The sequence below is a fragment of the Brevibacterium sp. CSND-B09 genome (assembly GCF_052906525.1).
The window spans coordinates 2039743-2064063 of sequence record NZ_JBREGI010000001.1 but is presented as its reverse complement, the minus strand read 5'-3'; the positions used below and the strand labels follow the sequence as shown (position 1 = coordinate 2064063).

Sequence of the window (24321 nt, the reverse complement as noted above, 5' to 3'; positions counted from 1 at the left end):
ACCCCTGCCGCCGCTGAAATTCGCGTGATTTCCCGCGTCCGCAGCACCACGAAACTGGATGTACACTGAATCAGCCGACCTTAGGTTAGGCTAAATTCGTTCATCCCCTTTCGAGACGGCCCGAACACCCGCCTCGACGAACTGACGAGAGTGAGTCAGATGTTCGTCGCGAACCTCCTCATCGCCTTGCGCGAAGGTCTCGAGGCCACCTTGGTCATCGGCATCCTCGTGGGCTACCTGGTCAAGACCGGTCGCCGAGACGTCTTGCCCAAACTCTGGCTCGGCGTCGGTCTCGCCGCGCTCATTCCCTTCGGCATCGGCGCCCTGCTGACCTGGGGGCCGAAGACCCTGACCTATCAGGCGCAGGAGATCATCGGCGGCGTGCTCTCCATCATCACCGTTGCCCTGGTGACCGGAATGATCTTCTGGATGGGCAAGCACGCACGCGCACTCAAAGGTGAACTCGAATCGTCGATGGCCGCCTCGTTGGACAAGCGCTCGTCCGGCTGGGGTCTCGTCTGGCTCGCCGTGCTCGCCGTCGGCAGGGAAGGCGCGGAATCCGCGCTGTTCATCTGGGCCACGGTCCGCTCCTCGGTGGAGAACAACGTCATCGCCACCACCGCCGGCGTCGTCACCGGGCTGCTGCTCTCGCTCATCCTCGGCTGGCTCATCTACCGCGGTTCGCGCAAGATCAACATGAAGCTGTTCTTCTCTGTCACCGGCTATTTCCTCATCCTCGTCGCCGCAGGAATCTTCGCGTACGGCATCAGCGATCTGCAGGAGGCTGGGGTCCTTCCCGGAATCATGAACCATGCGTGGGACGTCAGCCACCTGCTGCCGGAACCCACGTCGCCGATCTACTGGCTCTACGTCCTCGGACAGGCGATCTTCCAGGTCAACGTCCAACCCACGGTGCTCCAGACCATCGGCTGGATCATCTACATCGTTCCCGTGGCCATCATCTTCTACCGCCAGGTCCACGGGAAGTCACCCCGCAAAAAGGGCGGGACGACCCCCGCCCCGACGGAAGGGCACACCCTCGCCGAGGCGGGCCCCACCTCGGCGGCGGTCGAGGCGAGATCATCGGCGACCACGCCCCATCCCTGATCTGCCACACCGCCCCGGGTGCGGCCCGGCCGCACCAGAGCACCATCCTCATTCACCAGTCTCATCTGCAAGGACATCCATGAATCGCCATTCCGCTCTCATCGCTCTGCCCACGGTCACTCTGCTCGCCCTGTCGCTGGCAGCCTGCACCGACAATCCGCAGAACAAGAAGGACGATGCCGCTGCCTCCGGCGACACTGTCACGGTGACCATCACCGATGACACCTGTGAGGTCAGCCCCGCCACACTGCCTTCGGGCAAGGTGAGCTTCTCCGTGACGAACAACGGCACGAAGCCGAACGAGTTCGAGATCCTCGCCGAGAACAAACTCCAGATCGAATCCGAGAAGGAGAACATCGGCCCAGGCACGACGACCACGGTGACCACAGCACTCGAAGAAGGCACGTACTACACGGCGTGCAAGCCGAATATGGTCGGCGATTTCGTGGGCTTGGCGGAGTTCGCCGTCACGAAGGGCGAAGAAGTCTCCGTCGACAGCGACACCCAAGCCGCCGAGGACAAGGCGATCACGAACTACACCGGCTACGTCAAGGACCAGGTCGGTCAGCTCGTCGATGCCACGAAGGACTTCACCGATGCTTACACCTCGGGTGATACCGAGAAGGCGAAGGCCCTCTATCCGTTGGCGCGTCAGCACTATGAACGCATCGAACCGACCGCCGAGTCCTTCGGCATCAAAGAGGCCGGAGACCTCGACGGTGCGCTCGACGCCCGAGTCCAGGACCTCTCGGCTGATGCCGGGAAGAAGCCCAACGACCCCGAGGTGTTGGCCGACTGGACCGGTTGGCACCGGATCGAAGCCGATCTGTTCACGGACAAGTCCGAAGGCTATAAGTTCGAGTCCGGGGCCGAACGGAAGAAGGTCGCAGACAAACTCAACGAGGACACGAAGACCCTCTACGACCTCGTCTACGGCAAGGTCGACGGCGCCAGCGGCACGTTCGAACTCAAACTCTCCGATGTCGCCACGGGTGCATCCGCGCTGCTCGAAGAGGTCGCACTGTCGAAGATCGGCGGCGAAGAGGAGACCTTCTCACACACCGACCTCTTTGACTTCCACGCGAATATCGAAGGCGCCGAGGTGGCCTACGGCAATGTCGAAAAGCTCGTCGAAGCCCAGGATCCCGAGCTCGCGAAGAAGATCACAACGAACCTCGACGGTGTGAAGACGGTGCTCAAGAAGTACCAGACCGGCAAGGACGATGAGGGCAATATCCTCTACAAGGACTATTCGAAGGTCGCGACAGTGCAGAAGGACGCCGGCGAAGCTCCGAAGGACACCGACTACACCAAAGCCCAGCAAGAGCTCTCGGATGCCGTCAACGCTCTGAGCGAACCCCTGTCGCAGGTCAGCGGCACCATCCTGCGCTGAAGTCTGTCGGAGTACGCGAATGAGCCATGACGAACCCACCGAGGCGGGATCCACCGAAGGCAAGGTGCGCGGGATTCCGAGGCGTCGGCTCTTTGCCCTCGGTGGGGCCGCAGGTGCTCTCGGCATCGCTGGTGTCGGGGGCGGTGCGGTCGGTTATGCCGTGCGCGGAACGCAGGAGAAGAAGCAGTCCGCCGTCCATCTCAGCTATCCCTTCCGGGCTGAGAAGCAGCAGGGCATCCTCACTCCCGCTCAGGACAATATGTACACGGTGGCCTTCGATGTCACGACCTCGGACCGTCAAGCGCTCATCAGCCTCCTCGAGGATTGGACGGTGGCGGCGGAACAGATGAGTGCCGGTGACCTGGTCGGTGGCGCTCCGGACGCGAATACCGAACTGCCGCCGAAGGATTCCGGTGAGGTGTGGGGGTATCCGGCCAGCGGGCTGACGATCACCTTCGGCTTCGGTGCCACCTTGTTCGTCGATGAGTCGGGCAAGGATCGTTTCGGCCTGAAGGGCAAGATGCCGCAGGTGCTCAAGGACGGTGTGCCGAAGTTCGCGAATGAAGCCATCCATGCCTCCGAGAGCAACGGTGATCTGCTCGTCCAAGCCTGCGCGAACGATCCGCAGGTCGCCGTCCATGCGATCCGCAACCTCACTCGCATCGCTTTCGGCACTGCGAAGCTCAAGTGGGGGCAGATCGGCTACGGCCGCACCTCGTCGACGTCGACAGAGCAGGAGACGCCGCGCAACCTGTTCGGGTTCAAGGACGGGACGAACAACATCAAGAGCGAGGACGCCGACGGCGAACTCGACAAGCACCTGTGGGTACAGTCTGGTGATGATCCGGCTTCCGATGGCTGGCTGGCCGGTGGCACCTACTTCATGGCTCGCAAGATCCACATGTACTTGGAGATCTGGGACCGAGTGTCCTTGGCTGAACAGGAAGACATCATCGGCCGCGACAAACGCTATGGCGCCCCGCAGTCCGTGGCAGAACCCACCGCGGATGAAGAGTTCACCCCCATCGACTTCTCTGCGAAGAACGGCGAAGGTGCACCGGCGATCGATGCGCGGTCGCATATCGCCATCGTCGCTCCCGAGCACCACAAGGGGGCGAAGATGCTGCGTCGAGGATACAACTTCACCGATGGCAATGATTCGCTCGGCCGCCTCGATGCGGGTCTGTTCTTCATCGCCTATGTGCGGGACCCGCGGACGAATTTCTACCCGATCCTCAAGACCATGGCACAGAAGGACCTGCTCACCGAGTACCTGCAGCATCAGGCCTCGGCGCTGTTCGCCATCCCGCCCGGAATCGGCACCGGAGACACGATGATCGGCCAGAAGCTCTTCACCTGACCCATCCCTTCCCATCGTCCCGCAACGTCCGGGCCGCATCGCAGCATCCCACACCGCCAGCGATGTTGCGCACCGCAAGCGTCATGTCCTCCATCTGCGACCCACGAGCATCCGTCACCGCAAGCGGCACAACCTACGACTGCAAATGCATCTGTCACCGGCAGCCGCACAACGCACAGGTGCAACGGGATGTTATGTAGCTGTCGCGAGGTTCTAGGTGCGACACGTCGTTTTGCCGAGAACCCGGATGGATGCTCGACTGCCCTCCAGTGCAGTCCGCAGCCCCCGGACGCCGTCCGCAACTCAGTGCCCACCGTGAGTCAGTGCCCACCGTGAGCAGGTATCAGCAGCGAGCCGCCGCCGGCCGCACCCTCACAGCTCCGACAGCCGAATCCCAACCCCACGAAAAACGCCGAGGCGGCACCTGAACTCAGGTGCCGCCTCGGCGGTGGTGCGGTGGGGCCGTTCAGGCCCTCACCACGTCCGAATCATCCGAACTGGGACGCCCGGACAAGGCCTTGATCAGGCCTTGCCGATGACCTCGAACTTGATCTTCGCGGTGATCTCGTCGCCGACGCGCACAACAGCGTTGTAGCTGCCGGGGGTCTTGACGTGACCGGTCAAGGCGACCTGACGGCGATCGAACTCGCGTCCGGTCGCGGTCTGCAGGGCCTCGGCCACGAGGGCAGGGGTGACGGCGCCGAAGAGGCGACCGTTCTTGCCGGCCTTCATGTCGATGCGAGCCGTAGTCGACTCGAGTTCGCCCTTGACCTTGATGGCTTCGTCGTGATCAGCGATCTGCTTGGCCTGACGGGCCTTGCGCAGAGACTCGATGTGCTTCTCAGCGCCGGCGGACCAGGCCGAAGCCCAGCCACGAGGCAGAAGCAGGTTGCGTGCGTATCCGGCACGAACCTCGACGACGTCGCCGGCGGCACCGAGGCCGTCGACTTCCTGGTTCAGAATCACTTTGCGGTTAGGCATTATTCTTTCCCTCCGATCAGCGAGCTGAGCTCGAGTAGGGCAGAAGTGCCATCTCGCGGGCGTTCTTGACGGCCTTTGCGATGACGCGCTGTTCCTGCACGGTCACACCAGTGACGCGACGTGCACGGATCTTGCCGCGGTCGGAAATGAACTTACGGAGCGTAGCGGTGTCCTTGTAGTGGATGTTCGCCGCTTCGCCCTTCTTGAGCGGATTAGCCTTCTTCTTGATAGGCTTCCGGATCTCTGGCTTTGCCATGAGTATCTCCTGTTAACGAATGTCTCGAAATGTCGTGAAGACGTGGATCAGAACGGGGGTTCATCGGCGCCGGGGTTGCCCCAGCCGCCGTTGCCGCTCTGCGGGTTCGATGATGCCCACGGGTCATTGGCGGGTGCGTTGTTGCCGCCCTGGCTGTAGCCCTGGCGCTGACCGCCCTGCTGGCCGCCCTGCTGAGGATTGTTGCCCCAGCCGGAAGACTGCTGGTTGCCGAAGCCGCCCTGCTGGCCGCCTCCGCCCTGGCTGCCGCCACCGAAGTTGCCGCCGCCACCGCCGAAGTTTCCTCCGCCGCTGGGGCTGTTCTTCGAGACCTGGGCGGTGGCGCGTCGCAGGCTGGGGCCGACTTCGTCGACATCCAGCTCCATGACCGTGCGCTTCTCGCCTTCCTTGGTTTCGAAGGACCGGGACTTCAGTCGGCCCTGAACGATGACCCGAGTACCGCGCTGCAGAGATTCGGCGACGTTCTCTCCCATTTCACGCCACACCGAGCAGCGGAGGAAGAGAGTCTCTCCGTCCTTGAACTCGTTGGCCTGACGGTCGAAGATACGCGGCGTCGAGGCCACGGTGAAGTTAGCGACTGCCGCACCGTTCGGTGTGAAGCGCAGTTCGGGATCGCTGGTGAGGTTCCCGACGACCGTGATGACTGTTTCGCCTGCCATTGAATCTCCTAGAAGCGAGGTAGCTTAAGATGCCTTACTTGGCGTCCGGGCGGAGGATCTTCGTACGCAGAACGGACTCGTTGAGTCCGAGCTGACGATCGAGTTCCTTGGTCGTTGCAGGCTCGGCGTGGAAATCAACCACGACGTAGTAGCCTTCGGACTTCTTCTGGATCTCGTACGCGAAGCGACGACGTCCCCAGATATCCACGTTGTCGACGGTGCCGTTCTCAGCCGGGACAACCTTGATCAGGTTGTTCACGGTGTCAGCCAGCGTCCGCTCTTCGAGGTCGTTATCAAGAATGAGCATGAGCTCGTACTTACGCATATGTCACCCACCTCCTCTGGTCTTTGCGGCCATGGTCGGTCCATGGCAGGAGGGTATATGCACGCCCGCTCCCCGTCTCGTGATCGTCACGAAATGGGAACAGACCTCACTAGTCTAATCGACCGGTGCGCTGACTGTCATGTCCGGATTCGTGCTTTTCCTTACGTCCAGCAGCCCGATGTTCCAGTGCGTCGCCAGGATCGTCGATCTCTTCTCGCCGAGGCGGCGCCGACGCAGCCATGCGACCGCGGATACCTCGCCGGTAGAGGTTCTCACCGGCCATGATCACGACGAGGACGAGAGCCAACAGTCGCAGCAGGGTGAACAGGGCGACGAAGGTGGAGTCGAGTCCCTCATCGACTTCGAATCCCGACACATCACCGAGTTGGACGGCGACGGCGAAGACCGCCTCGGCGAGGGTCCAGACGATGAGCACCCACCAGCGGCGGACGGACAGGGCGATGAAGGGCAGCAGCCACAGGCTGTCCCAGGGCATGAGTCCCGGCGCAAGCAGCAGGCAGCCGCCGATGAGCAGGCATGCGGCTACGGCCGGGTCGACACCCGTGCGGCGGACCATGTAGAGGGAGACGGTGACGGCGAGGACCACTCCGGCGCTGACGATGATCCACAGCGGGGCCCAGACGGACACGTCGCCGAGTTCGGCCATGAGCAGAATCGACGCGAAGGATCCGCCGTCGACGGCATCGGAGTACCAGTGGATGATCCGGTCGATCGCGCTGAGATCGACGACGAGCAGCACCGCCGAGGTGACCGTGGCCGCGGCGAGCATCATCCGCGGATTGCGCGCCTTCAGTCCCCGTGCCGGGTTCGGCCCGGTCACGGTCAGGGCGAGGATCACGAGGAGGGCGAGTGGGTTGATGAACGTCGCGATGCCCAGCAGCACACCGGCCAACCACCCGCGCGGGCGCAGCGGTGGGGTTCCGAAGAAGATGACCATCGCCCACACCGCCAGCGCGAGGGCAATCGGGTCGAGAGTGGAGCCGAGGGTGAAGAGGATGAGCGGGGAGGCGAATACCGCGACCAGCCACCCCCGGAAGCGGGCGAGGACGAGGAGTCCGGCGCCGAGAGCAGCGATCCCTGCGGTGTTGAGCAGGAGCACGACGACCATGAAGAGGGAGACGTCGTTGGTGAACAGCTGAAACAGGTCGACCAGGCGAGCTTCCAGCGGAGCCAGGGCCGCCGCTCCGCCGTGTGCGCGCCCGAGCACTTCGGGGTTGGTGTCACCGAGGAACGCCGTGGACAGCGGCCCTGCGCACATCCTCGCCGAGGCGGCCGGCTGTTCGTATCCCGAGCTCAGACACGGGCCCTGCAGAGCCAGAGCGAGGAAGGTGATGACGCCGAGGACCGCAGCCAGCGCAGAGGCCTGCGCGCTGCGGAACCGGCGACCGGCAGCACCGAGGTGAATGCCGACCGGACCGCCGAGCAGAGGCTCGGCGATCCGGGTGCTGGACTTCGAGGGCATGACTCGAGGTTACCGGTCAGCCGGTGATGTCATCGATGCCCAATCCGCCATCTTCACTGCTGCCGTTTCCGGTGTCTCCACCGCCAGTGTCGCCACCGTCGCCAGAGCCCTTGTCGGTACCGTTGCCACCGGTGTCGCCACCGCCGCCGGAGCCCTTGTTGGAACCGTTGCCGCCACCGGTGTCACCACCGCCGCCGTCATCGGACCCACTGTCCTTACCGTCGGAGTCCTTCGAACCTTCGTCGGAACCGTCCTTCGAGCCTTCTTCCTTGCCCTTCTCGTCGCCGTCGGAGTCCTTGTTCTTGTCCTCGTCGTCCTTCGGAGTCTCGATCGGAGCCTTGGGCTCTTCCTTTTCGTCCCCGTCGCTGCCGTCGTTGCTGCCCGACGGTGCTTTCGGCTCGGGCTTCGGAGCCGGGGCCGGGTTGGAGTTCTTCGGCTTCGGCTTATCGGGAAGCTCGCCGCGGGCCGGGAACTGTTCGACCTTCTCACCCTGGAGGGCCTTCTGCATGTAGTCGGTCCACACCTGAACGGGGAACGAACCACCGGTGACCTCACCGCGACCGCCGAAGGAGCCGATAGACACGGACTTTCCGTCGACCTCGCGATAGAGCACGACCGAGGTGGCGAGGTTCGGTGTGTAACCGGAGAACCATGCGGCCTTGTTCTCGTTCGTCGTACCGGTCTTGCCGGCGGCAGGACGACCGAGGTTCTGGGCGTAGCTGCCCGAACCACCTTGGACGACCTGGCTCAGGGCGTACGAGGTCTCGGCACCAACTGCCTTGTCGAAGACGCGCTTGCCCTTGGTTTCGGCCTTGTACACTTCCTCGTCCTCGGCACCCTTCGTGACCTTCTTGATCGAGTGAGTCTCGTGGTGCACGCCGTTTGCCGCAAAGGTCGCGTACGCCGAAGCCATGTCGATGGGCTTGACGCTGGGCGTACCGAGCACATTGGAGGGGTTCGGGGTCAGACCGATCGAGCAGCCGCCGGTATCCCCGGTCTTCATCTCCTTGTCGGTGCAGTTCTCGCTCAGACCCGCACGTTCGGCGACGTCGACAGTCTTGTCGGGCCCGACCTGCACGTTGAGTGCCGCATAGGCTGTATTGATCGAGGACTGCGTCGCCTTAAGCAGGCTCACCGGGCCATAGCTCGAGCCGCCGAAGTTGCGCACCGGCCACGGCGTGCCGTCGTTGTTGAGCACCGTCGGGCTGGCACCGGGATAGGAATCGGTCAGCCTGACACCGTTCTCCAGACCTGCGACGAGTGCGAAGGGCTTGAACGTCGATCCGGCCTGCACATGGCTCTGGGTCGAGGCATTGAACGCCTGATCGAGGTAGTTCTTACCACCGTAGAAAGCTTCGATTCCGCCGTTGTCGGGGTCGATCGAGACGAGTCCGGCCTGCATTCCTTCGGGCTGGTCCTGGGGAAGCGTCTTGATGGCCTGCTCGGCTGCCTTCATACGATCCTTGTCGAAGGTGGTGACGATGTTGTAGCCACCGCGGTCGAGCTGGGCCTCATCGATATCGAGCTTGCGCAGGGCTTCACGACGGACGAAGTCCCACATGTAGCCCTTCTGCCCGGACAGCGAGGATTCCTTGTTCTGCTTCTTCACTTCGGGCATCTCGACCTTGGCGGCCTGCTCCTCGGTGATGAAGCCTTCGTCGACCATGTTCTTGACCACGTAGTCGAAGCGGTCCTGATAGGCCTCGGGGTTGTCCGAAGGATCGGCGGCACCCGGGCGCTGGATCATCGCGGCCAGCAGAGCGGACTCGCTGACATTGAGTTCCGAGGCCGGCTTGTCGAAATAGTTCTGAGATGCCACTTCGATGCCGTAGGAACGACGGCCGAGGTAGATGGTGTTGAGGTAGTTCGCGAGGATCTCGTCCTTCGACTGCTGCTGGTCGATCTTGAGCGAGATGAACATCTCCTTGACCTTGCGATCAAGCGAATGCTCGTTCGTGAGGTAGAAGTTCTTCACGTACTGCTGGGTGATCGTCGAACCGCCACCCGCGTACTTATTCGTGGCCACGCCGACGACAGCGCGGGAGAGACCCTTGATCGAGATGCCGCGGTTCTCGTAGAACGAGGTGTCCTCGGCGGCGATCGCGGCCTTCTGCATGGGTTCGGAGATCTCGTCGATCTCCACTGACTTGCGGTCCTCGACCTTGTACTGACCGATCGGCGTCTTGCCGTCGCTGTAGTAGATCGTCGAGGTCTGACCGGTGGCCTCGAGGTTCGGCTCGGGGATGTCCGTTGCGGCATAGCCGATGGCGAACGCCACGCACAGGGCGATGACGAGGCTGAGCCCGCCGACGACGAGTACGCGGATGCTCGGCAGGAAACGGGTCCATCCGCTCACACCCGCTCGCGGGTAGTTGAGCAGGTTCTTCGTATTCCTGCCGATGTTCTTGGCTGTGTGTTGTCCCTTAGCCACCCAAGGTCCTCCAGGTCAGTCAGCCTGCCGCAATGCGTGGCGACGAGGTCCGAAAAAGGTCAAAGACGCCAATCAGTCTCGCACGCATTCATTAGTAGAGGATGAAAAAGTGCTGAGCCTGACGCCCTGCAGACACGCCAGGTTACCGAACCGTTCTCAGAGTAACCCCGCATTCGGCATCTCACCAGGCATTTTACTTGACTGCGGGAGAATCAACCATGACGAGTGCGTGTTTGCTCACATTCAAACGTCTGCCCGCAGATCAGTGCTCGGCGTCGCCAGCCGGGGCACCTCGACCATGCGCGCGTACCTTCTCGTTCAAGCGTGCCCGCACTTTTCCGCAGATGCCGCCAGCCGCGACGCCTCGTTCAAGCCGCCCAGCGCTTTGCCATAGGCATACGGGCTGAAAAGTGCTGGGCCGCTTGAACGAGAGTCGCGGCACCGCTCAGCTCTTAAGGTCGAAGTCCGTGTCGGCGTACTCGTTGCCCTCGACGACGGGTTCGCCGCTGAACGGATGCAGCTGGTCTTCGCGGGCGCGCAGCTCGACGCGACGGATCTTTCCGGAGATCGTCTTCGGCAGCTCGGCGAACTCGAGTCGGCGGATGCGCTTGTACGGAGCCAGATTCTCACGGCAGTAGGCGAGGATCGACCGGGCCGTCTCGGCATCGGCCTCGAACTTGCTCGACACCACGACATACGCCTTGGGCACAGCCAGTCGCACAGGATCCGGCGAGGGCACGACGGCCGCCTCGGCGACGGCCTCGTGTTCGATGAGCACGCTTTCGAGCTCGAAGGGGGAGAGCCGGTAGTCGCTGGCCTTGAACACGTCATCGGCGCGACCGACGTAGGTGATGTATCCGTCCTCGTCACGGGAGGCCACATCACCGGTGTGATAGACACCGCCTTCGAAGGCCTCTGCGGTCTTCTCCGGGTTGCTCCAGTATCCGGTGGTCAATCCGACGGGGCGAGGATCGAGGCGCAGGCAGATCTCGCCCTCGTCGCCTTCCTCACCGGTCGCCGGGTCGATGAGCACGACGTCGAATCCGGGCAGGGCCTTGCCCATCGAGCCGTATTTGAGCTCCTGATCGGGCGAGTTGCCGATCTGCAGGGTCGACTCGGTCTGACCGAAGCCGTCGCGGATGAGCACACCCCATTCGCTGTGAACGCGGTCGATGATCTCGGGGTTGAGGGGTTCACCGGCACCGAGAGCTTTCGTCGGGGGATTCTTCAGGTGGCTGAGGTCGGCCTGGATGAGCATGCGCCACACTGTCGGCGGGGCGCAGAAGCTCGTCACTCCCACGCGGTCCATGGTCTCCATGAGGGCGTTGGCGTCGAAGCGCGAGTAGTTGTAGAGGAAGACGCAGGCTTCGGCGATCCACGGGGTGAAGATGTTCGACCAGGCGTGCTTGGCCCAGCCGGGCGATGCGACATTGAGGTGGACGTCGCCGGGTGTCAGTCCCATCCAGTACATCGTCGAGAGATGACCGACCGGGTAGGAGACATGGGTGTGGGCGACCATCTTCGCCTTCGAGGTGGTGCCCGAGGTGAAGTAGAGGAGCATCAGGTCATCGGCGCGCGAGCTGCCCTGAGGGTCGAACTCGGTGCTCTCATCATCGGCATCGGAGTAGCTGTAGTCCTGCTGGCGGGTGGGCTCGCCGCCGACGACGATGCGGACGACTTCGACATCGACGTCATCGAACTTCGCGGCATCCTCGGCGCCGGCGACGACGAACTCGGCCTGACCGCGCTCGGCACGGTCGGTGAGATCGATGGGGCCCAGCTGCGTGGTGGCCGGCATGAGCACGGCACCGAGCTTGATGCCGGCGAGCATCGTCTCCCACAGCTCGACCTGGTTGTTGAGCATGACCATGACATGGTCGCCGCGCTTGATCCCGGCGCGGCGGAAGTGATTCGCCACCTGGTTCGACCGCGCGGAGAGCTCCGCGAAGCTCCACTTGCCCTCAGTTCCGTCCTGTTCGACGATCCACAGAGCCGGCTTGTCGTTGTTCTCGGCGATCTTGTCGAACCAGTCGAGTGCGAAGTTGAAGTGCGTGAGACGCGGCCATTCGAACTGTTCGCGCGCGGCCTCGTAATCGCTGCGGAGCTCGATCAGCTTGTCTCGGGCAGCACGGAACTCCTCGGTCACTGTCATTGTGGTCTCCTCACCTTTCGCCACCGTCACATCATGTGACGTCACACACAAATCTAAACGATTACGAAGCTATCAGCACTGATCAGCCGGTGAGCAGGCGGGGGTCGGTCACTGACCGTGGGATTCCCACCAGGAGCGCAACTCCGCCTCGGCGCGTTCGCGTCCGAGCGGCCCGTGCTCCATCCGCAGCTCGAGCAGATGCTTGTACGCCTTGCCCACCAGCGGTGATGGTTCGATATCGAGGATCGCCATGATCTGCTTGCCGTCGAGGTCCGGGCGGATCGAATCGAGTTTTTCCTGTTTCGCCAGGGCCTCGATGCGCTCTTCCAGGTCGTCATAGGCGAACGCGAGCCGATCGGCCTTCCGCTTGTTCCGGGTGGTCACGTCCGCACGGGTGAGAATGTGCAGCCGCGAGAGCAGCCGTCCCGCGTCGGTGACATAGCGGCGCACCGCCGAGTCCGTCCACCCGGCATCGCCGTAGCCGTAGAAGCGCAGATGCAGTTCGACGAGGCGGCCGACCGCCTTCGTCGTGTCCTTGTCGAAGCGCAGCGCCTTCATCCGCTTGGCCGTGAGCTTCGCACCGACCGCGTCGTGATGGTAGAACGTCACGGCACCGCCGGGCTGGAAACGCCGAGTGGCGGGTTTGCCGACATCGTGCATGAGCGCGGCGAAACGCACGACGAAGTCCGGCACGCGCAGGCGCTGCGGATCATCGTCGGCCATTCCGGCCTCCTCTTGAGCCGCGGCATATCGGCTCTCGAGTTCGACTGCCTGACGCAGCACGGTCAGCGAATGCTGGTAGACGTCCTTGTGCCGATGATGCTCATCGGTCTCGAGCTGCAGTCCGGACACCTCGGGGAGGACATGGTCGGCGATTCCGGTGCGCACGAGCAGGTCGATTCCGGCGACCGGATCGATGCCGGTGATGAGCTTGACGAGTTCGACCTGGACGCGTTCGGCGGAGATGATCTCGATCCGATCGGCCATCGCCGTCATCGCCTCTTCCACCTCAGGCACTGGGTCGAGCCCGAGCTGAGAGGTGAACCGGGCCGCGCGCATCATCCGCAGCGGATCATCGGAGAACGAGTCCGCGGCGGCCCCGGGGGTGCGGATGCGACCGGCGATGAGGTCGTCGAATCCATGATGCGGGTCGACGAACGTCTTCGAGGGCAGCCGGATCGCCATCGCCCCGATCGTGAAGTCGCGGCGGACGAGGTCGGCGTCGAGGTCCGTGCCGAAGGCGACCACAGGTTTGCGCGAGTCCTCTTCATAGGCTTCTGCGCGGTAGGTCGTGATCTCGATCTGCACACCGGACTTCACGGCCCCGATGGTGCCGAATTCGCGTCCGATGTCCCAATGTGTGTCGACCCAATCGGAGATCAGTCCGAGGATGTCGTCGGGGTGGGCATCGGTGGTGAAGTCAAGGTCGGGCATGGGGCGACCGAGCAGCGCGTCACGGACGGAACCGCCGACGAGGGCGAGTTCGAAACCGGCTGAGGAGAACCTCTGACCCAGCGGGCCGAGGATGTGCTCGAGTTCGTCGAGCTTGTCGTGCAGTCGGTTGTGCGCGGTCTGCGGATCCACCGAGCTCCTTCAATTCTTCAGATCTCTGCTCTTGCCCATGGGAACTCGTCTCCCGCGTCCAGGCGTGAGTTCCGATCTCCATAAGCCTACCGGGAGCAGATGACACGAAACTTCCAAGCTTCGCCTACTAAGGTAGGAGAATGACCACACCGATGCCCAAGCCGGGACCCCGCACGTCCCGCCGCACCACAGTGGAGGAGATCTCCGCCGGTGGCATCGTTGTCGACTTCTCTCACCCGTTGCTGACCGTGGCCGTCATCGCGCGCATCAATCGCGCCGGCCGGATCGAATGGTGCCTCCCCAAGGGGCATCTCGAAGGAACGGAGACCCCCGCCGAGGCGGCTCGCCGTGAGGTCGAAGAGGAGACCGGGATCGCGGGGCAGATCATCTGCCCGCTGGGAACCGTCGACTACTGGTTCACCGTGACCGGAATCCGGATCCACAAACTCGTCCACCATTTCCTGCTGCGTGCACAATCGGGGACTCTGACAGTGGATAATGATCCTGACCAAGAAGCGATCGATGCGGCGTGGGTGCCCTTCAATGACCTGCGTTCGCGACTGTCGTTCGCCAATGAGCGCCGAATCGTCGCCGCCGCCCGACCGATGGTGTCCCGACTGGAGCAGTGAAACCCATTCCCATTCGCCGACTGCGATTCCTCACCGCCCTGCTGAGCACGCTCCTGCTGCTCGCAGGGCCGGTTTTCGCATATCCGCTGCTCGATGCCGCCCCGGCCGCAGCCAGCACCGATGCGAATACCGACGCGGACACCGATGCGAAGAAAGATGAGGTCTCGATCACCCTCGACGAGGTGACTCCGTGGATCGATGACAAGGGCACGCTGACCGTGCGGGGAACGATCTCGAACACGACGAAGAAGGCGGTCGAGAAGCCGAGCCTGAGCCTGCAGATGTCGACTCGGAAGCTCGATTCCGAATCCCGCCTGACCGCCTGGAAGCAGGGACAGGCACAGCACCGCACCGTCGCCGATCTCGAACATGATGGAACCGAAGCGAGGAAGAAGGCGAAGAAGGACAAGGACGCCGATTCCGATGACAGCTCGGGAATCACCCTCGACACCTCGTTCGACGACACCATCGATCCCGGCACCTCCGCGGAATTCACCTTCCGCGTGCCCGCCGATGACCTCGACCTGAGCAAGTCCTCACCCGTGAGTTCCTGGGGCCCGCGGGGGCTGGCGGTTCAGCTCGGCGACGACACCGGTCTGCGGGCCTCTGCGCTCGGCTTCACCACGTGGTACCCGGATCCGGAGTTCGATCAGACGAAGATCAGCCTGCTCGCTCCCGTCACTCTGCCCGGCCATTCCGAGGGCGGACTCATCCCTTCCGACCGGCTCGATGCCGCCATTGCCGAAGGCGGTTCGCTCGACACGATCGCAAAGCTGCTGGAACACAAAGAGCTCGCTCTGGCGATCGACCCCCGAATCATCGCTTCCTTCGAAGCCGCCATCGCCGAACCGACTCCCGCCGACGCACCGGAGGAGACCGAAGAGCCCGACGGGGGAAGCGGTGAGGAGACTCAGTCGCCACCGGTCGGAGCACCGGAGAACGATGACGCCGATTCCAGCGGCGCCGAACTCGAAGCCGCAGAGAAGCAGCGCAAACGCCTCGATTCCTGGTATCAGGACTTCGTGGAGGCGGCACAGAAGCACCCGGTCGTGGCTCTGCCCTATGGCGATCCCGATCTCAGTGCTCTGCGCGGGACGAAGATAGACCGACTGAGCTCCTTCGCTCAGAAGCAGCGCGAGATCGTCAAGGACGTCTTCCCCGATGCCCGCACGGACATCGCTTGGCCGGTTGCCGGAAGTGCGACGAAGAACGGGCTGCGGGCACTGAAGAAGTCCGGAAATTCCACCGCGATCCTCAGCGATGGTCAGCAGCCCTCGATCACCGGCATCCACGATGATGCGCATTCTCAGACGACGATCACCGATGACGGGGAGTCGACGATCGACACTCTCATCTCGGATACGAAGCTCACGGACATGAGCGCCGAGGCGATCGCCGAGGACAACCCGGCCGGGGCACTGTCGGAGCTCGTCGCGGAGTCCGCGGTGATCCAATCCGAGGCGCCCTACCGCACTCGCAGCCTGTTCGTTCCGCTCCCACGCGCGGCCGCCTCGGCAAATTGGGAACAGACCGTCGAGGAACTGAGCTCGGCACCGTGGATCGCTCCCACCGAGGTCGACAAGATCCTCGATTCCGGTTCCGAGGCGCGCGGGCTGCTGCGGACGGATGCCGACGCTCCGCACATCCGCAAGAGGGCCGTGGAATCGCTGGCCGAGACCCGGGCGAACCAAGCGGACTTCAACAGCGTCTTCAGTGACCGTGACAGCGCCGATATCCGGCTCGACCGCGAACTCCTCACCTGTACCTCGGCGGCGTGGACCCTGGGCCGGAACGCGAACATCTGCGCCGGTCAGGCCCGCGAACAGAGCGAGAACCTCATGGACAGCCTGCACCTGCGCAAGGGCTCGTCCGTCCTCCTCGTCACCGGCGAGAAGACGACGATTCCGGTCACGATCGTCAATGATTCCCCCGCCGAGGCGACGCTGCGGATCCGGATGAAGCCGAACACTCCGCAGCTGCGGGCGCAGGAGACGGAGACCGTCAAGGTGCCTGCCGCGGAGATGATGCGTGTGGACGTGCCCGTCGAGGGCCTCGCCAACGCCGATGTGCCGACGACGATCGAGATGGTCACCGCCGACGAGGTGGTCCTGCCCAAGCAGGAATCACTCATGGTTCGGGTCCGCGCCGATTGGGAGAACATCGGCACCGCTGTGATCGGATTGGCACTGGCCGTAGTGTTCGTGATCGGCTTGATCAAGACCATTTCTCGGGGGCGACCGAAGATCCCCGAACAGCAGCTGGCCGATGCGATGGCCCGCGCCAAGACCGACGACCCCGAAAAGAGGTAGAGCGTGTCCAGCTTCTCATCCCTGGCCCGGTCCTCGGCGATCATGACCGCCGGCACCATGACCTCGCGTGTGCTCGGTTTCGTCAAAGCCTCGATGCTGGCCACCGCGATCGGTGTGAACTTCGTCCAGGCAGACGCGTTCGACGTCGCGAACAAGGTGCCGAACACCCTCTACATGCTGCTGGCCGGCGGCGTGGTCAATGCCGTCCTCGTCCCGCAGATCGTGCGTGCCTCCAAACGGGAAGACGGCGGTGCCGACTTCACGAACCGACTGCTGACCCTGTCGTTCCTCATTCTCGGAGTGGTGACCATCGTCGCGACGGCGGCGGCCCCGCTGCTCGTCTGGCTGTACTCCTCGGGCTGGTCTCCGGCACAGTTGGCGCTGTCCACAGCCTTCGCTTACTGGTGTCTGCCGCAGCTGTTCTTCTACGGCCTCTACACGCTGCTGGGCCAGGTGCTCAATGCGAAGTCGTCGTTCGGCCCCTATATGTGGGCACCGGTGCTCAACAACGTCGTCGCGATCGCCGGTCTCGCCGCGTTCATTCTCATCTTCGGCACGAACAACTCTGCAACCCACGATCTCGATACATGGACCCCGGACAAGATCGCCCTCATCGCCGGAACGGCGACCCTCGGCGTCGTGGCTCAGGCGCTCATCCTCATCTGGCCGCTCAAACGCATCGGCTTCAAGTACAAGCCGACGTTCGGATTCCGGGGAGTCGGTCTCGGCTCGGCCGGCAAGGTCGCGTTCTGGACGTTCGCAGCCATGCTCATCGGCCAGATCGGCTTCCTCATCATCTCCCGCGTCGCCTCGGGAGCGTCGATCCCCGGCGACGGCAATGCCTCAAACACGGCATATACGAACGCCTACCTCGTGTTCATGCTCCCGCATTCGCTCATCGCGGTGTCCCTGGCCACGGCGCTGTTCACCTCTCTGGCCAAGAACGCGGCCGAGGAGGACACCGAGGCCGTCGTCGGCGACTTCTCGATGGGTGTGCGCATGGTCGGGATGGTCAACACCTTCGCCCTCGCCGCCCTCGTCGTCCTCGCCTCACCGGTGGCGATGATCATTGCCGGTCCTGGTCGCGAACAGGCCATGGCCATCGGCCTGGTCATCATCACGATGGTCTTCGGTCTCGTACCCTTCAGCGCGAACTATCTCGCACAGCGGGTGTTCTACGCCTACGGGGATGCGAAGACCCCGTTCCTCATCCAGCTGCCGCAGATCATCTTCCAGTCCCTGGCGGTGCTCTCGGTATCGATCTTCCCGAAGTCGGTGACGGTGGCGATCATCGGTCTCGTCATGAGCCTCGGCTATCTGATGGCGATGATCATCTCGTTTGCGGTCCTGAAGAAGCGCCTCGGCGCCATCGACCTGCGCGGAATCCTCACCTCGCACATGAAGTTCCTACTCGCTGCGATCGTCGCCGCAGGCGCTGGGTTCGGTCTGCTCTACTTCTTCCCGGACTTCGCCTTGGCAGGACGCTGGCAGGCGTTCATCACCACGGCTGCCGTCGGCACCGTGATGCTCCTGTTCTTCATCGGAGCTTGTTATTTGCTCAGAGTCAGAGAGTTGCATTCGATTATTGGCGTGGTAGCTGGAAAACTTAGGAAAACAGCCTGAGCCCCGTCAATCCCCACCGGAGGTGGTCGCCCTGATCGATATCGAACCCGGCATGGTGGTGGCCGGCCGTTATGTCGTATCGACCGTCGACCGCCGATGGCTTCCCGAAAAGCCCGAGGTCGGTGCCGTCTGCACCGGACTCGATGCGATCCTCGATGAACCCGTGCTCATCCTCGTCGCCGATGCCGACGGTTCCAACGACGTCCTCGAAGCCGCCCGTCGTGTGTCGATCCTCGGTGACCCGCGCATCGCCCCGACCCTCGACGTCGGCCATTCCAACGGACTGGACTACATCGTCATCAAGCGCATCGCGGTGACGCCGTTCAACCAGATCCTGCCCCGTTCGCCGTTGCCCGTCGACGCCGCCTGCGCACTCATCGGCGAGGTCGGCTCGGCGCTAGTGACCTCCGCCAGGCGGGGACTGTTCCACATGTTCCTGCGTCCGAGTCTGGTCGGTCTGACGTCGAAGGGTGCGGTGGTCATCGCAGGCATCGGCATCGATGCGGCACTGGCGCTGGACACCGGGCTCGTCGAGCAGAAGGACTACACGCCGACAAAGGCCTCACGTCGAGACGCCCTCGCGCTCGTCCAGCTCTTCTACACGGCTCTGACCGGATACTGGCCCGGCGAAGAGGCATTCGACGGCATTCCACCTGCGGAGAAAGAGAACGCCCGGATCGCCCGGGCGCAGGCGCTCAACCCCGAGGTCCCTGACAGACTCGATGATTTCGTCAGTGGAATCATCACAGGTTCGGATCCCGGTCCGGGTTCGGTCGCCGAGGTTCTCGGCTATATCGACAAGTGGGACCCGGAACTGCTGCGCTACGTCAATCGCGCTCCGGTGGCGGAGAACGAGAATCTGTTCGATCAGTCGCCGCGCAGCTTCGATGAGGCCACCAGCCTGCCCGCTCCACGTTCGAAGACCATCGGGCCCGGTCCCGGCGGTTCGACCAGCGCCAGCGAAGATCAGGTGCAGGCCGCCCTGGTGCGCATCGGAATCACTCGTCCGGGAACGCGGGGACTGGCGGCCGGAGTGGTCGGAAGCACCACGGGCCGGTATGCCGACAGGATGCAGATGCGCGAGGCCTCGAGCTTCCCGATTGCGAAGGAACAACTCGACAGCGCCGCTCAGGACTGGGAGGAATGGCAGCCGGAGCAGACGTACTCGGAGTATTCGGAGTATTCGGAGCACGAATACGACGAGAACCTCACGACCCCGATCATGAGCCGGGAAGACGATTCGGATCCTGACACTCAGGCACTTGAGATCGTCCCCGAGAACGACGACGAAAGCGATGAGAACGACACGCGCGTGATCATGGACGGCGAGGACGATGACGACGGTTCCTGGTTCCTCGGCGGCATGTTCGAAACCAATGAACAGCAGCGCGAGCATCAGCGACGCGAGTATGAACGCGAACGGCGGATCGCGAAGGCCAAGGAAGACGAAGCGCGCAGGCGGCTTGCCGCCTTCGAGGCGAGTTCGACTGCCCGTCAGCAGGAAGCCAATGCTGCCGCACCGCCGAAGGAGATGCGCCGGCTGTCCCCGGACTCCGTTGACGATCGCAGTGCAGTCGACAACCGGAACACCGGTGGTGAGTCCCGCGCCGAGGCGGCTGAGGGCTCCGAATCTGTGCGCCCTGCTGAGCGCAAGGCCGGGAAACCGCGCCAACAGCACAGCGATTCGACCGGTGCAGCCCAGGCTGGGTCTGTGAAGAACCGAAACAAGGCTGCCGGGACAGCAGGTGCCACGGCAGGGGGTGCCGGCACCGGTGGTGCTGGCGGTAGCGCGGCTTCCGGCGGTGCTGGCGGCGGTTCGGGTGGAGCAGGCCCCGACGAGCGGGATCCAGCCGCCACTCGGAAACCCTTCCTGTGGCTGGTTCTCGGCCTCGCGGTCGTTGCCGCAATCGTGCTCGGCATCGTCATCATCGGCTTCAACTCGGGAGATGAGGAGTCCACTCCGGTCTCTGAGACGTCCGCAGCGAGCGAGCAGCCGACGAAGAAGGAAGAGAAGAAGACTCCGAAAGCCGATCCTCCGAAGATCAAGACGGTCGAATCCCTCGACCCCGAAGGCGACGGATCGGAACACGACAGTGAAACCGAGAACGTCATTCCCAAGACCGAAGGGTCATGGAACACCGACCGGTACAACTCGGCGAGCTTCGGCAATCTCAAATCCGGTGTCGGTCTGCTCTTCGAGTTCGAGGACGAGACCACCATCAGCAAGGTGAAGGTGGCGTCGGGGAACTCCGGAGGCAAGTTCGAGATCCGTGACGGTGACGACCCCGAGGACGCGAAGGTCATCGGCGAAGGCGTCTTCGATTCCGACGGTGCCGTCACCGTGGAGTTCGATGAAGAGGTCAAGACGGACAAACTCATCCTCTGGGTCACTGAACTGCCGCAGACCGACGGCGGCTATAAGGCCACCATCAGCTCTGTGAAGTTCTTCTGAACCGACCAGCAGTTCCTCGTACCCTGATGCCGAACAGGATGCGGGTGCGGAATAGTCCGCGGCACCGTACCGTTATAGATACGAACGTCATTTCGCGCGGCACTCCGCGGCGCGCTGAGCACAGCAGATAGAAGCAGGGAACTTTTCACATGACTGATACTCAACTGGTGATCATCGGATCGGGGCCAGCCGGCTACACCGCGGCCGTCTACGCGGCCCGTGCGAACCTCTCGCCGGTCGTCATCGCAGGATCGGTGACCGCAGGCGGCGAACTGATGAACACCACCGACGTCGAGAACTTCCCTGGATTCCCCGCCGGTGTGCAGGGGCCCGAACTCATGGAGAGCATGCGAGAGCAGGCTGAGAAGTTCGGTGCCGAGGTCATCTACGACGATGTCGAGACCCTCAAACTCAACCCGGGTGCTCACGAGATCGAGACCGCTCTGGGGGCGCGCTACACAGCCAAGGCCGTGATCCTGGCAACCGGCTCGGCATACCGCGAGCTCGGACTGCCCAACGAGAAGAAGCTCTCCGGGCACGGAGTCAGCTGGTGCGCCACCTGTGACGGATTCTTCTTCCGTGACCAGCACATCGCTGTCATCGGCGGCGGCGACTCCGCACTCGAGGAGGCCACTTTCCTCACCCGTTTCGCGTCCAAGGTCACGCTGGTCCACCGTCGGCAGGAGATGCGTGCTTCGCAGGCCATGCAGGACCGCGCGAACGCCGATGAGAAGCTCGAGTTCCTCCTCGACTCCGAGGTCGCCGAAGTCCACGGTGAAGATTCCCTCACCGGGCTGACCATCCGCAACACCGTCACTGGGGAGACCTCAGAACTGCCGGTGACCGGCATGTTCGTGGCTATCGGTTCCGACCCGCGCACAAGCCTGTTCGCCGATCAGCTCGAGATGCGCGCCGACGGGTACCTCAGCGTCGACGGTCGCACCTCGAAGACGTCTGTCGAGGGCGTCTTCGCAGCAGGCGACGTCATCGACTCGGTCTATCGTCAGGCCATCACTGCTGCCGGTTCGGGCTGCTCGGCCGCCCTCGACGCCGAACATTACCTCGGTGATCTTGAGGCTGCTTCAAAGCCCGCCATGGCGGAGGCAGCAGTGGCCGAAGCCTCAGTCGCTTCCTGATCCCGAAACGCCCGCTCGTATCGCTGCGCTTGACAGCACAGCGGGCCGAGCGAATAGGCCCGGGAATGAAAGATCCAGCTCCACTGTTCTGATAGAGACATTCGTTGTGAAGGAAGGTTACTCATGTCGACAGAAGTCACTGATGCCACGTTCGAAGAGAACGTACTGAAGTCCGACAAGCCCGTACTCGTCGATTTCTGGGCTCCTTGGTGCGGCCCCTGCCGTATGGTCAGCCCCATCGTCGACCAGATCGCCGAAGAGCACGGAGACAAGCTCAACGTGGTCAAGGTCAACACTGACGAGAATCTCGAGACCGCAAGCACCTATGGAATCACCTCGATTCCGGCGCTCTACGTCTTCAAGGACGGCGAAGTCGCCAAGACCATCATCGGCGCACGTCCGAAGCCCGCTCTCGAGGATGAGCTCTCCGACTTCATCTGATCGAGTTCTAAGGCGCCTGTTGTAGTATCAACGGGTGCCTTAGGCATTTCTGAGCGCCGCTGAACACTGACCCTCGAAACGCATCACCTACGATTGGCAACGCATTGACGAACACGAACTTACCGCGCTATTCGCGTGGCGACATTTCCGAGATGCTGCCCAATATCAAAGCTCAGATGGCACGTTTGGGGCTCCATGTCGGTGATACCGAGACCGCGGACTTCGATCGAGCCTTTGAGCTGGGTGTCCGCCAGTTCCAGCAGGATCGAGGGATCCTCTGCGACGGTGTGTTGGGTCCTGAGACGTTTTCTGCGCTGGAACAGGCCCGATATCAGTTGGGTGACCGTGTGCTCCGATTCGACCCCGTCAGGGTGCTGACAGGCGATGATGTCGTCGACCTCCAGACCAAACTCGCCGGCCTGGGGTTCTATCCAGGTCGTATCGATTCCGAGTACGCGTCTCTGACCGAGGCAGCGGTCAAGGAACTGCAGATGAGTTTGGGTACGAAGGTCGACGGTGTCACGGGACCACAGACTCTGCGCGGACTCAACGCGATCGACCGCAACCAGGACACCGGCAATCTCTTCGCGCTTCAGGAACGTGCACGTGTGGCAGCCTCGGGCACATCCCTCGTCGGCCGCACTTTTGTCATCGAGGCGGCAACTACAGTTGTAGATTTCCAAACGTTGCCGATGACTGACGAGCAATCTGCCCTCGAACGTCAGATCACTTCAGACATAGCAAGTCGCCTTGTCGGTCGTTTGGAAGCCATCGGAGCGGGGGCTCTTCTCCTCGAAGGCGATGCTGTCGAGGTCAATCGCGCAGATACACTCGGCGCATCTGCGGTCATCACCGTCACGGCAGATGTCAGCAAATCCAAGGATGCCAACGGACTGGCAACCTTCTACTTCGGTCATGAACGTCAGGCGGACCTCAACTCGCCCACGGGGCAGAAGCTGGCGGAGCTCATCCAAGGCGAATTGGTCGCACGGACCGGAATGCTGGACTGCCGCACGCATGCGCGCACGTGGTCATCACTCAAGCGACTGAAGACTCCGAAGGTGCATGTCGTCAGCGGTTACCTCACCAACCCTGACGATCTCGAGAATCTCAAGGACCCGCACGTCAGGGACGCGATCGCCGACGGCATAGCCGCTGCGCTCCAGCGCCTCTACATTCTTGAGGACAAAGATCCGCAGACCGGCACACTCAGTCTCGATGCCATCAAGGCGCTGAACTAGTCACCCAGCTTCAACATCGCTGCCTCCAGAGCCGTGCTTCTTGAATAGGAGCACGGCTCTTCTCGCCCCAGTCTTGGCCCTCTGGAGACAAAGCACAGACGACTAACCACAGAGAACACGCGCTCTCTTCAAGCGCCGAAGACGGGTCGATGCAGCTCAGAGACAACACATACCACGGACAACGGTCGACCCCCTACCCCGACGCAGCGCGCGTACCGAACGCACCCGACCTCGCAGCATGGGCGGGCGAGCTAGGTTTCATGTGAAACGGCATACTAGGCAGGCATCAACCGACGCAGCGCCCCAGCCACAATGGACCTCCTTTGAAGAGCGAAGCCATCTGGACGACTGCCTGCGAATTGAAACTCTCGGCCGCAACCTCGTGTACCCTCGCAATGACCATACACACGAACTGAGTTGCTCTCACCCGACGACAAAAGAGGCTAATCCAGGTCCGCCGTTTCACGTGAAACCATACGAGCTCTCCGATGGCGCAACACCAATGACGACAATAACAACACCCACAAGCCCCGGCTGACACCACAGCATCCTGATGGCGTCGAACTAGCCCGCCCTTTTACTGCTCAAGCAATTGCGGGGGCACCGGCTCAAATCACGCCGACAGCGACATCACTTCGAACGGGCGATTTGCTGGACCAGCCAGAAGCGGTAGTCGACAGTACTCGCGTTCGGCACAACGAAATGTCAGGTATCGGGGCGTAGAGAATCCCCGACCCTATA

At 62.8% G+C, this 24321-nt stretch carries 18 protein-coding genes; 10 read left to right on the top strand and 8 right to left on the bottom strand.

Annotated features, from left to right (window positions below; genetic code table 11):
* Positions 1–159 precede the first annotated feature (159 nt).
* From efeU to ACU4IU_RS09280, 3 genes are all read left to right on the top strand, one after another.
* Positions 160–1107: an iron uptake transporter permease EfeU gene (efeU, locus tag ACU4IU_RS09290; RefSeq protein ID WP_172173188.1), complete on the top strand. Its 948-nt coding sequence runs from the start codon at positions 160–162 to the stop codon at positions 1105–1107.
* A gap of 79 nt (positions 1108–1186) precedes the next feature.
* Complete coding sequence (gene efeO, locus ACU4IU_RS09285; RefSeq protein ID WP_172173185.1) at positions 1187–2500, top strand: iron uptake system protein EfeO; 1314 nt, start codon at positions 1187–1189, stop codon at positions 2498–2500.
* Positions 2501–2519: 19 nt separating this feature from the next.
* Positions 2520–3860 (top strand): Dyp-type peroxidase, encoded by a 1341-nt coding sequence (locus ACU4IU_RS09280; RefSeq protein WP_172173182.1) that lies wholly within the window; start codon positions 2520–2522, stop codon positions 3858–3860.
* Between the two features lie 522 nt (positions 3861–4382).
* Here ACU4IU_RS09280 and rplI read toward each other — a convergent pair.
* From rplI to ACU4IU_RS09240, 8 genes are all read right to left on the bottom strand, one after another.
* Complete coding sequence (gene rplI / locus ACU4IU_RS09275) at positions 4383–4841, bottom strand: 50S ribosomal protein L9 (RefSeq protein ID WP_101546503.1); 459 nt, start codon at positions 4839–4841, stop codon at positions 4383–4385.
* A gap of 16 nt (positions 4842–4857) precedes the next feature.
* Positions 4858–5097, bottom strand: a complete 240-nt coding sequence (gene rpsR / locus ACU4IU_RS09270; RefSeq protein ID WP_025779604.1) for a 30S ribosomal protein S18 — start codon at positions 5095–5097, stop codon at positions 4858–4860.
* A 47-nt stretch (positions 5098–5144) separates the two neighbouring features.
* On the bottom strand, positions 5145–5774 hold the full coding sequence (locus ACU4IU_RS09265; RefSeq protein ID WP_172173179.1) for a single-stranded DNA-binding protein: 630 nt from the start codon (positions 5772–5774) through the stop codon (positions 5145–5147).
* Between the two features lie 34 nt (positions 5775–5808).
* Positions 5809–6099, bottom strand: a complete 291-nt coding sequence (rpsF, locus tag ACU4IU_RS09260) for a 30S ribosomal protein S6 (protein WP_025779601.1) — start codon at positions 6097–6099, stop codon at positions 5809–5811.
* Between the two features lie 109 nt (positions 6100–6208).
* The gene (locus ACU4IU_RS09255) at positions 6209–7582 is read right to left on the bottom strand and encodes a hypothetical protein (RefSeq protein WP_446656521.1); all 1374 of its coding nucleotides are present in this window, start codon (positions 7580–7582) and stop codon (positions 6209–6211) included.
* A gap of 16 nt (positions 7583–7598) precedes the next feature.
* Positions 7599–10013, bottom strand: a complete 2415-nt coding sequence (locus tag ACU4IU_RS09250) for a transglycosylase domain-containing protein (protein ID WP_446656520.1) — start codon at positions 10011–10013, stop codon at positions 7599–7601.
* Between the two features lie 445 nt (positions 10014–10458).
* Positions 10459–12165 (bottom strand): AMP-binding protein, encoded by a 1707-nt coding sequence (locus ACU4IU_RS09245; RefSeq protein WP_420096558.1) that lies wholly within the window; start codon positions 12163–12165, stop codon positions 10459–10461.
* A gap of 108 nt (positions 12166–12273) precedes the next feature.
* Positions 12274–13749, bottom strand: coding sequence for a CCA tRNA nucleotidyltransferase (locus ACU4IU_RS09240; protein WP_446656519.1), 1476 nt, complete (start codon positions 13747–13749; stop codon positions 12274–12276).
* Positions 13750–13889: 140 nt separating this feature from the next.
* Here ACU4IU_RS09240 and ACU4IU_RS09235 point away from each other — a divergent pair, with 140 nt between their 5' ends.
* From ACU4IU_RS09235 to ACU4IU_RS09205, 7 genes are all read left to right on the top strand, one after another.
* Positions 13890–14378: an NUDIX domain-containing protein gene (locus ACU4IU_RS09235; protein ID WP_025779589.1), complete on the top strand. Its 489-nt coding sequence runs from the start codon at positions 13890–13892 to the stop codon at positions 14376–14378.
* Complete coding sequence (locus ACU4IU_RS09230; RefSeq protein ID WP_446656518.1) at positions 14375–16687, top strand: DUF6049 family protein; 2313 nt, start codon at positions 14375–14377, stop codon at positions 16685–16687. Before ACU4IU_RS09235 ends, ACU4IU_RS09230 begins: the two co-directional genes overlap by 4 nt.
* Positions 16688–16690: 3 nt before the next feature.
* Positions 16691–18310 carry a murein biosynthesis integral membrane protein MurJ gene (gene murJ, locus ACU4IU_RS09225; RefSeq protein ID WP_446656517.1) on the top strand — a complete coding sequence of 540 codons (1620 nt, stop codon included), beginning with the start codon at positions 16691–16693 and terminating at the stop codon, positions 18308–18310.
* A 22-nt stretch (positions 18311–18332) separates the two neighbouring features.
* Entirely contained in the window at positions 18333–20762 is a 2430-nt protein-coding gene (locus ACU4IU_RS09220) for a virulence factor MviN (RefSeq protein ID WP_446656516.1), read from the top strand.
* A gap of 149 nt (positions 20763–20911) precedes the next feature.
* Complete coding sequence (gene trxB, locus ACU4IU_RS09215; protein ID WP_139467599.1) at positions 20912–21898, top strand: thioredoxin-disulfide reductase; 987 nt, start codon at positions 20912–20914, stop codon at positions 21896–21898.
* A 123-nt stretch (positions 21899–22021) separates the two neighbouring features.
* Entirely contained in the window at positions 22022–22339 is a 318-nt protein-coding gene (trxA, locus tag ACU4IU_RS09210) for a thioredoxin (RefSeq protein WP_039211718.1), read from the top strand.
* A 152-nt stretch (positions 22340–22491) separates the two neighbouring features.
* Positions 22492–23580, top strand: coding sequence for an N-acetylmuramoyl-L-alanine amidase (locus ACU4IU_RS09205; protein WP_229664217.1), 1089 nt, complete (start codon positions 22492–22494; stop codon positions 23578–23580).
* Positions 23581–24321 lie beyond the last annotated feature (741 nt).

Bases quoted from the DNA above. Each gene is read 5' to 3' on its own strand.
- efeU (WP_172173188.1), top strand. From the start codon at position 160: ATGTTCGTCGCGAACCTCCTCATCGCCTTGCGCGAAGGTCTCGAGGCC.
- efeO (WP_172173185.1), top strand. From the start codon at position 1,187: ATGAATCGCCATTCCGCTCTCATCGCTCTGCCCACGGTCACTCTGCTC.
- ACU4IU_RS09280 (WP_172173182.1), top strand. From the start codon at position 2,520: ATGAGCCATGACGAACCCACCGAGGCGGGATCCACCGAAGGCAAGGTG.
- rplI (WP_101546503.1), bottom strand. From the start codon at position 4,841: ATGCCTAACCGCAAAGTGATTCTGAACCAGGAAGTCGACGGCCTCGGT.
- rpsR (WP_025779604.1), bottom strand. From the start codon at position 5,097: ATGGCAAAGCCAGAGATCCGGAAGCCTATCAAGAAGAAGGCTAATCCG.
- ACU4IU_RS09265 (WP_172173179.1), bottom strand. From the start codon at position 5,774: ATGGCAGGCGAAACAGTCATCACGGTCGTCGGGAACCTCACCAGCGAT.
- rpsF (WP_025779601.1), bottom strand. From the start codon at position 6,099: ATGCGTAAGTACGAGCTCATGCTCATTCTTGATAACGACCTCGAAGAG.
- ACU4IU_RS09255 (WP_446656521.1), bottom strand. From the start codon at position 7,582: ATGCCCTCGAAGTCCAGCACCCGGATCGCCGAGCCTCTGCTCGGCGGT.
- ACU4IU_RS09245 (WP_420096558.1), bottom strand. From the start codon at position 12,165: ATGACAGTGACCGAGGAGTTCCGTGCTGCCCGAGACAAGCTGATCGAG.
- ACU4IU_RS09235 (WP_025779589.1), top strand. From the start codon at position 13,890: ATGACCACACCGATGCCCAAGCCGGGACCCCGCACGTCCCGCCGCACC.
- trxB (WP_139467599.1), top strand. From the start codon at position 20,912: ATGACTGATACTCAACTGGTGATCATCGGATCGGGGCCAGCCGGCTAC.
- trxA (WP_039211718.1), top strand. From the start codon at position 22,022: ATGTCGACAGAAGTCACTGATGCCACGTTCGAAGAGAACGTACTGAAG.
- ACU4IU_RS09205 (WP_229664217.1), top strand. From the start codon at position 22,492: ATGCTGCCCAATATCAAAGCTCAGATGGCACGTTTGGGGCTCCATGTC.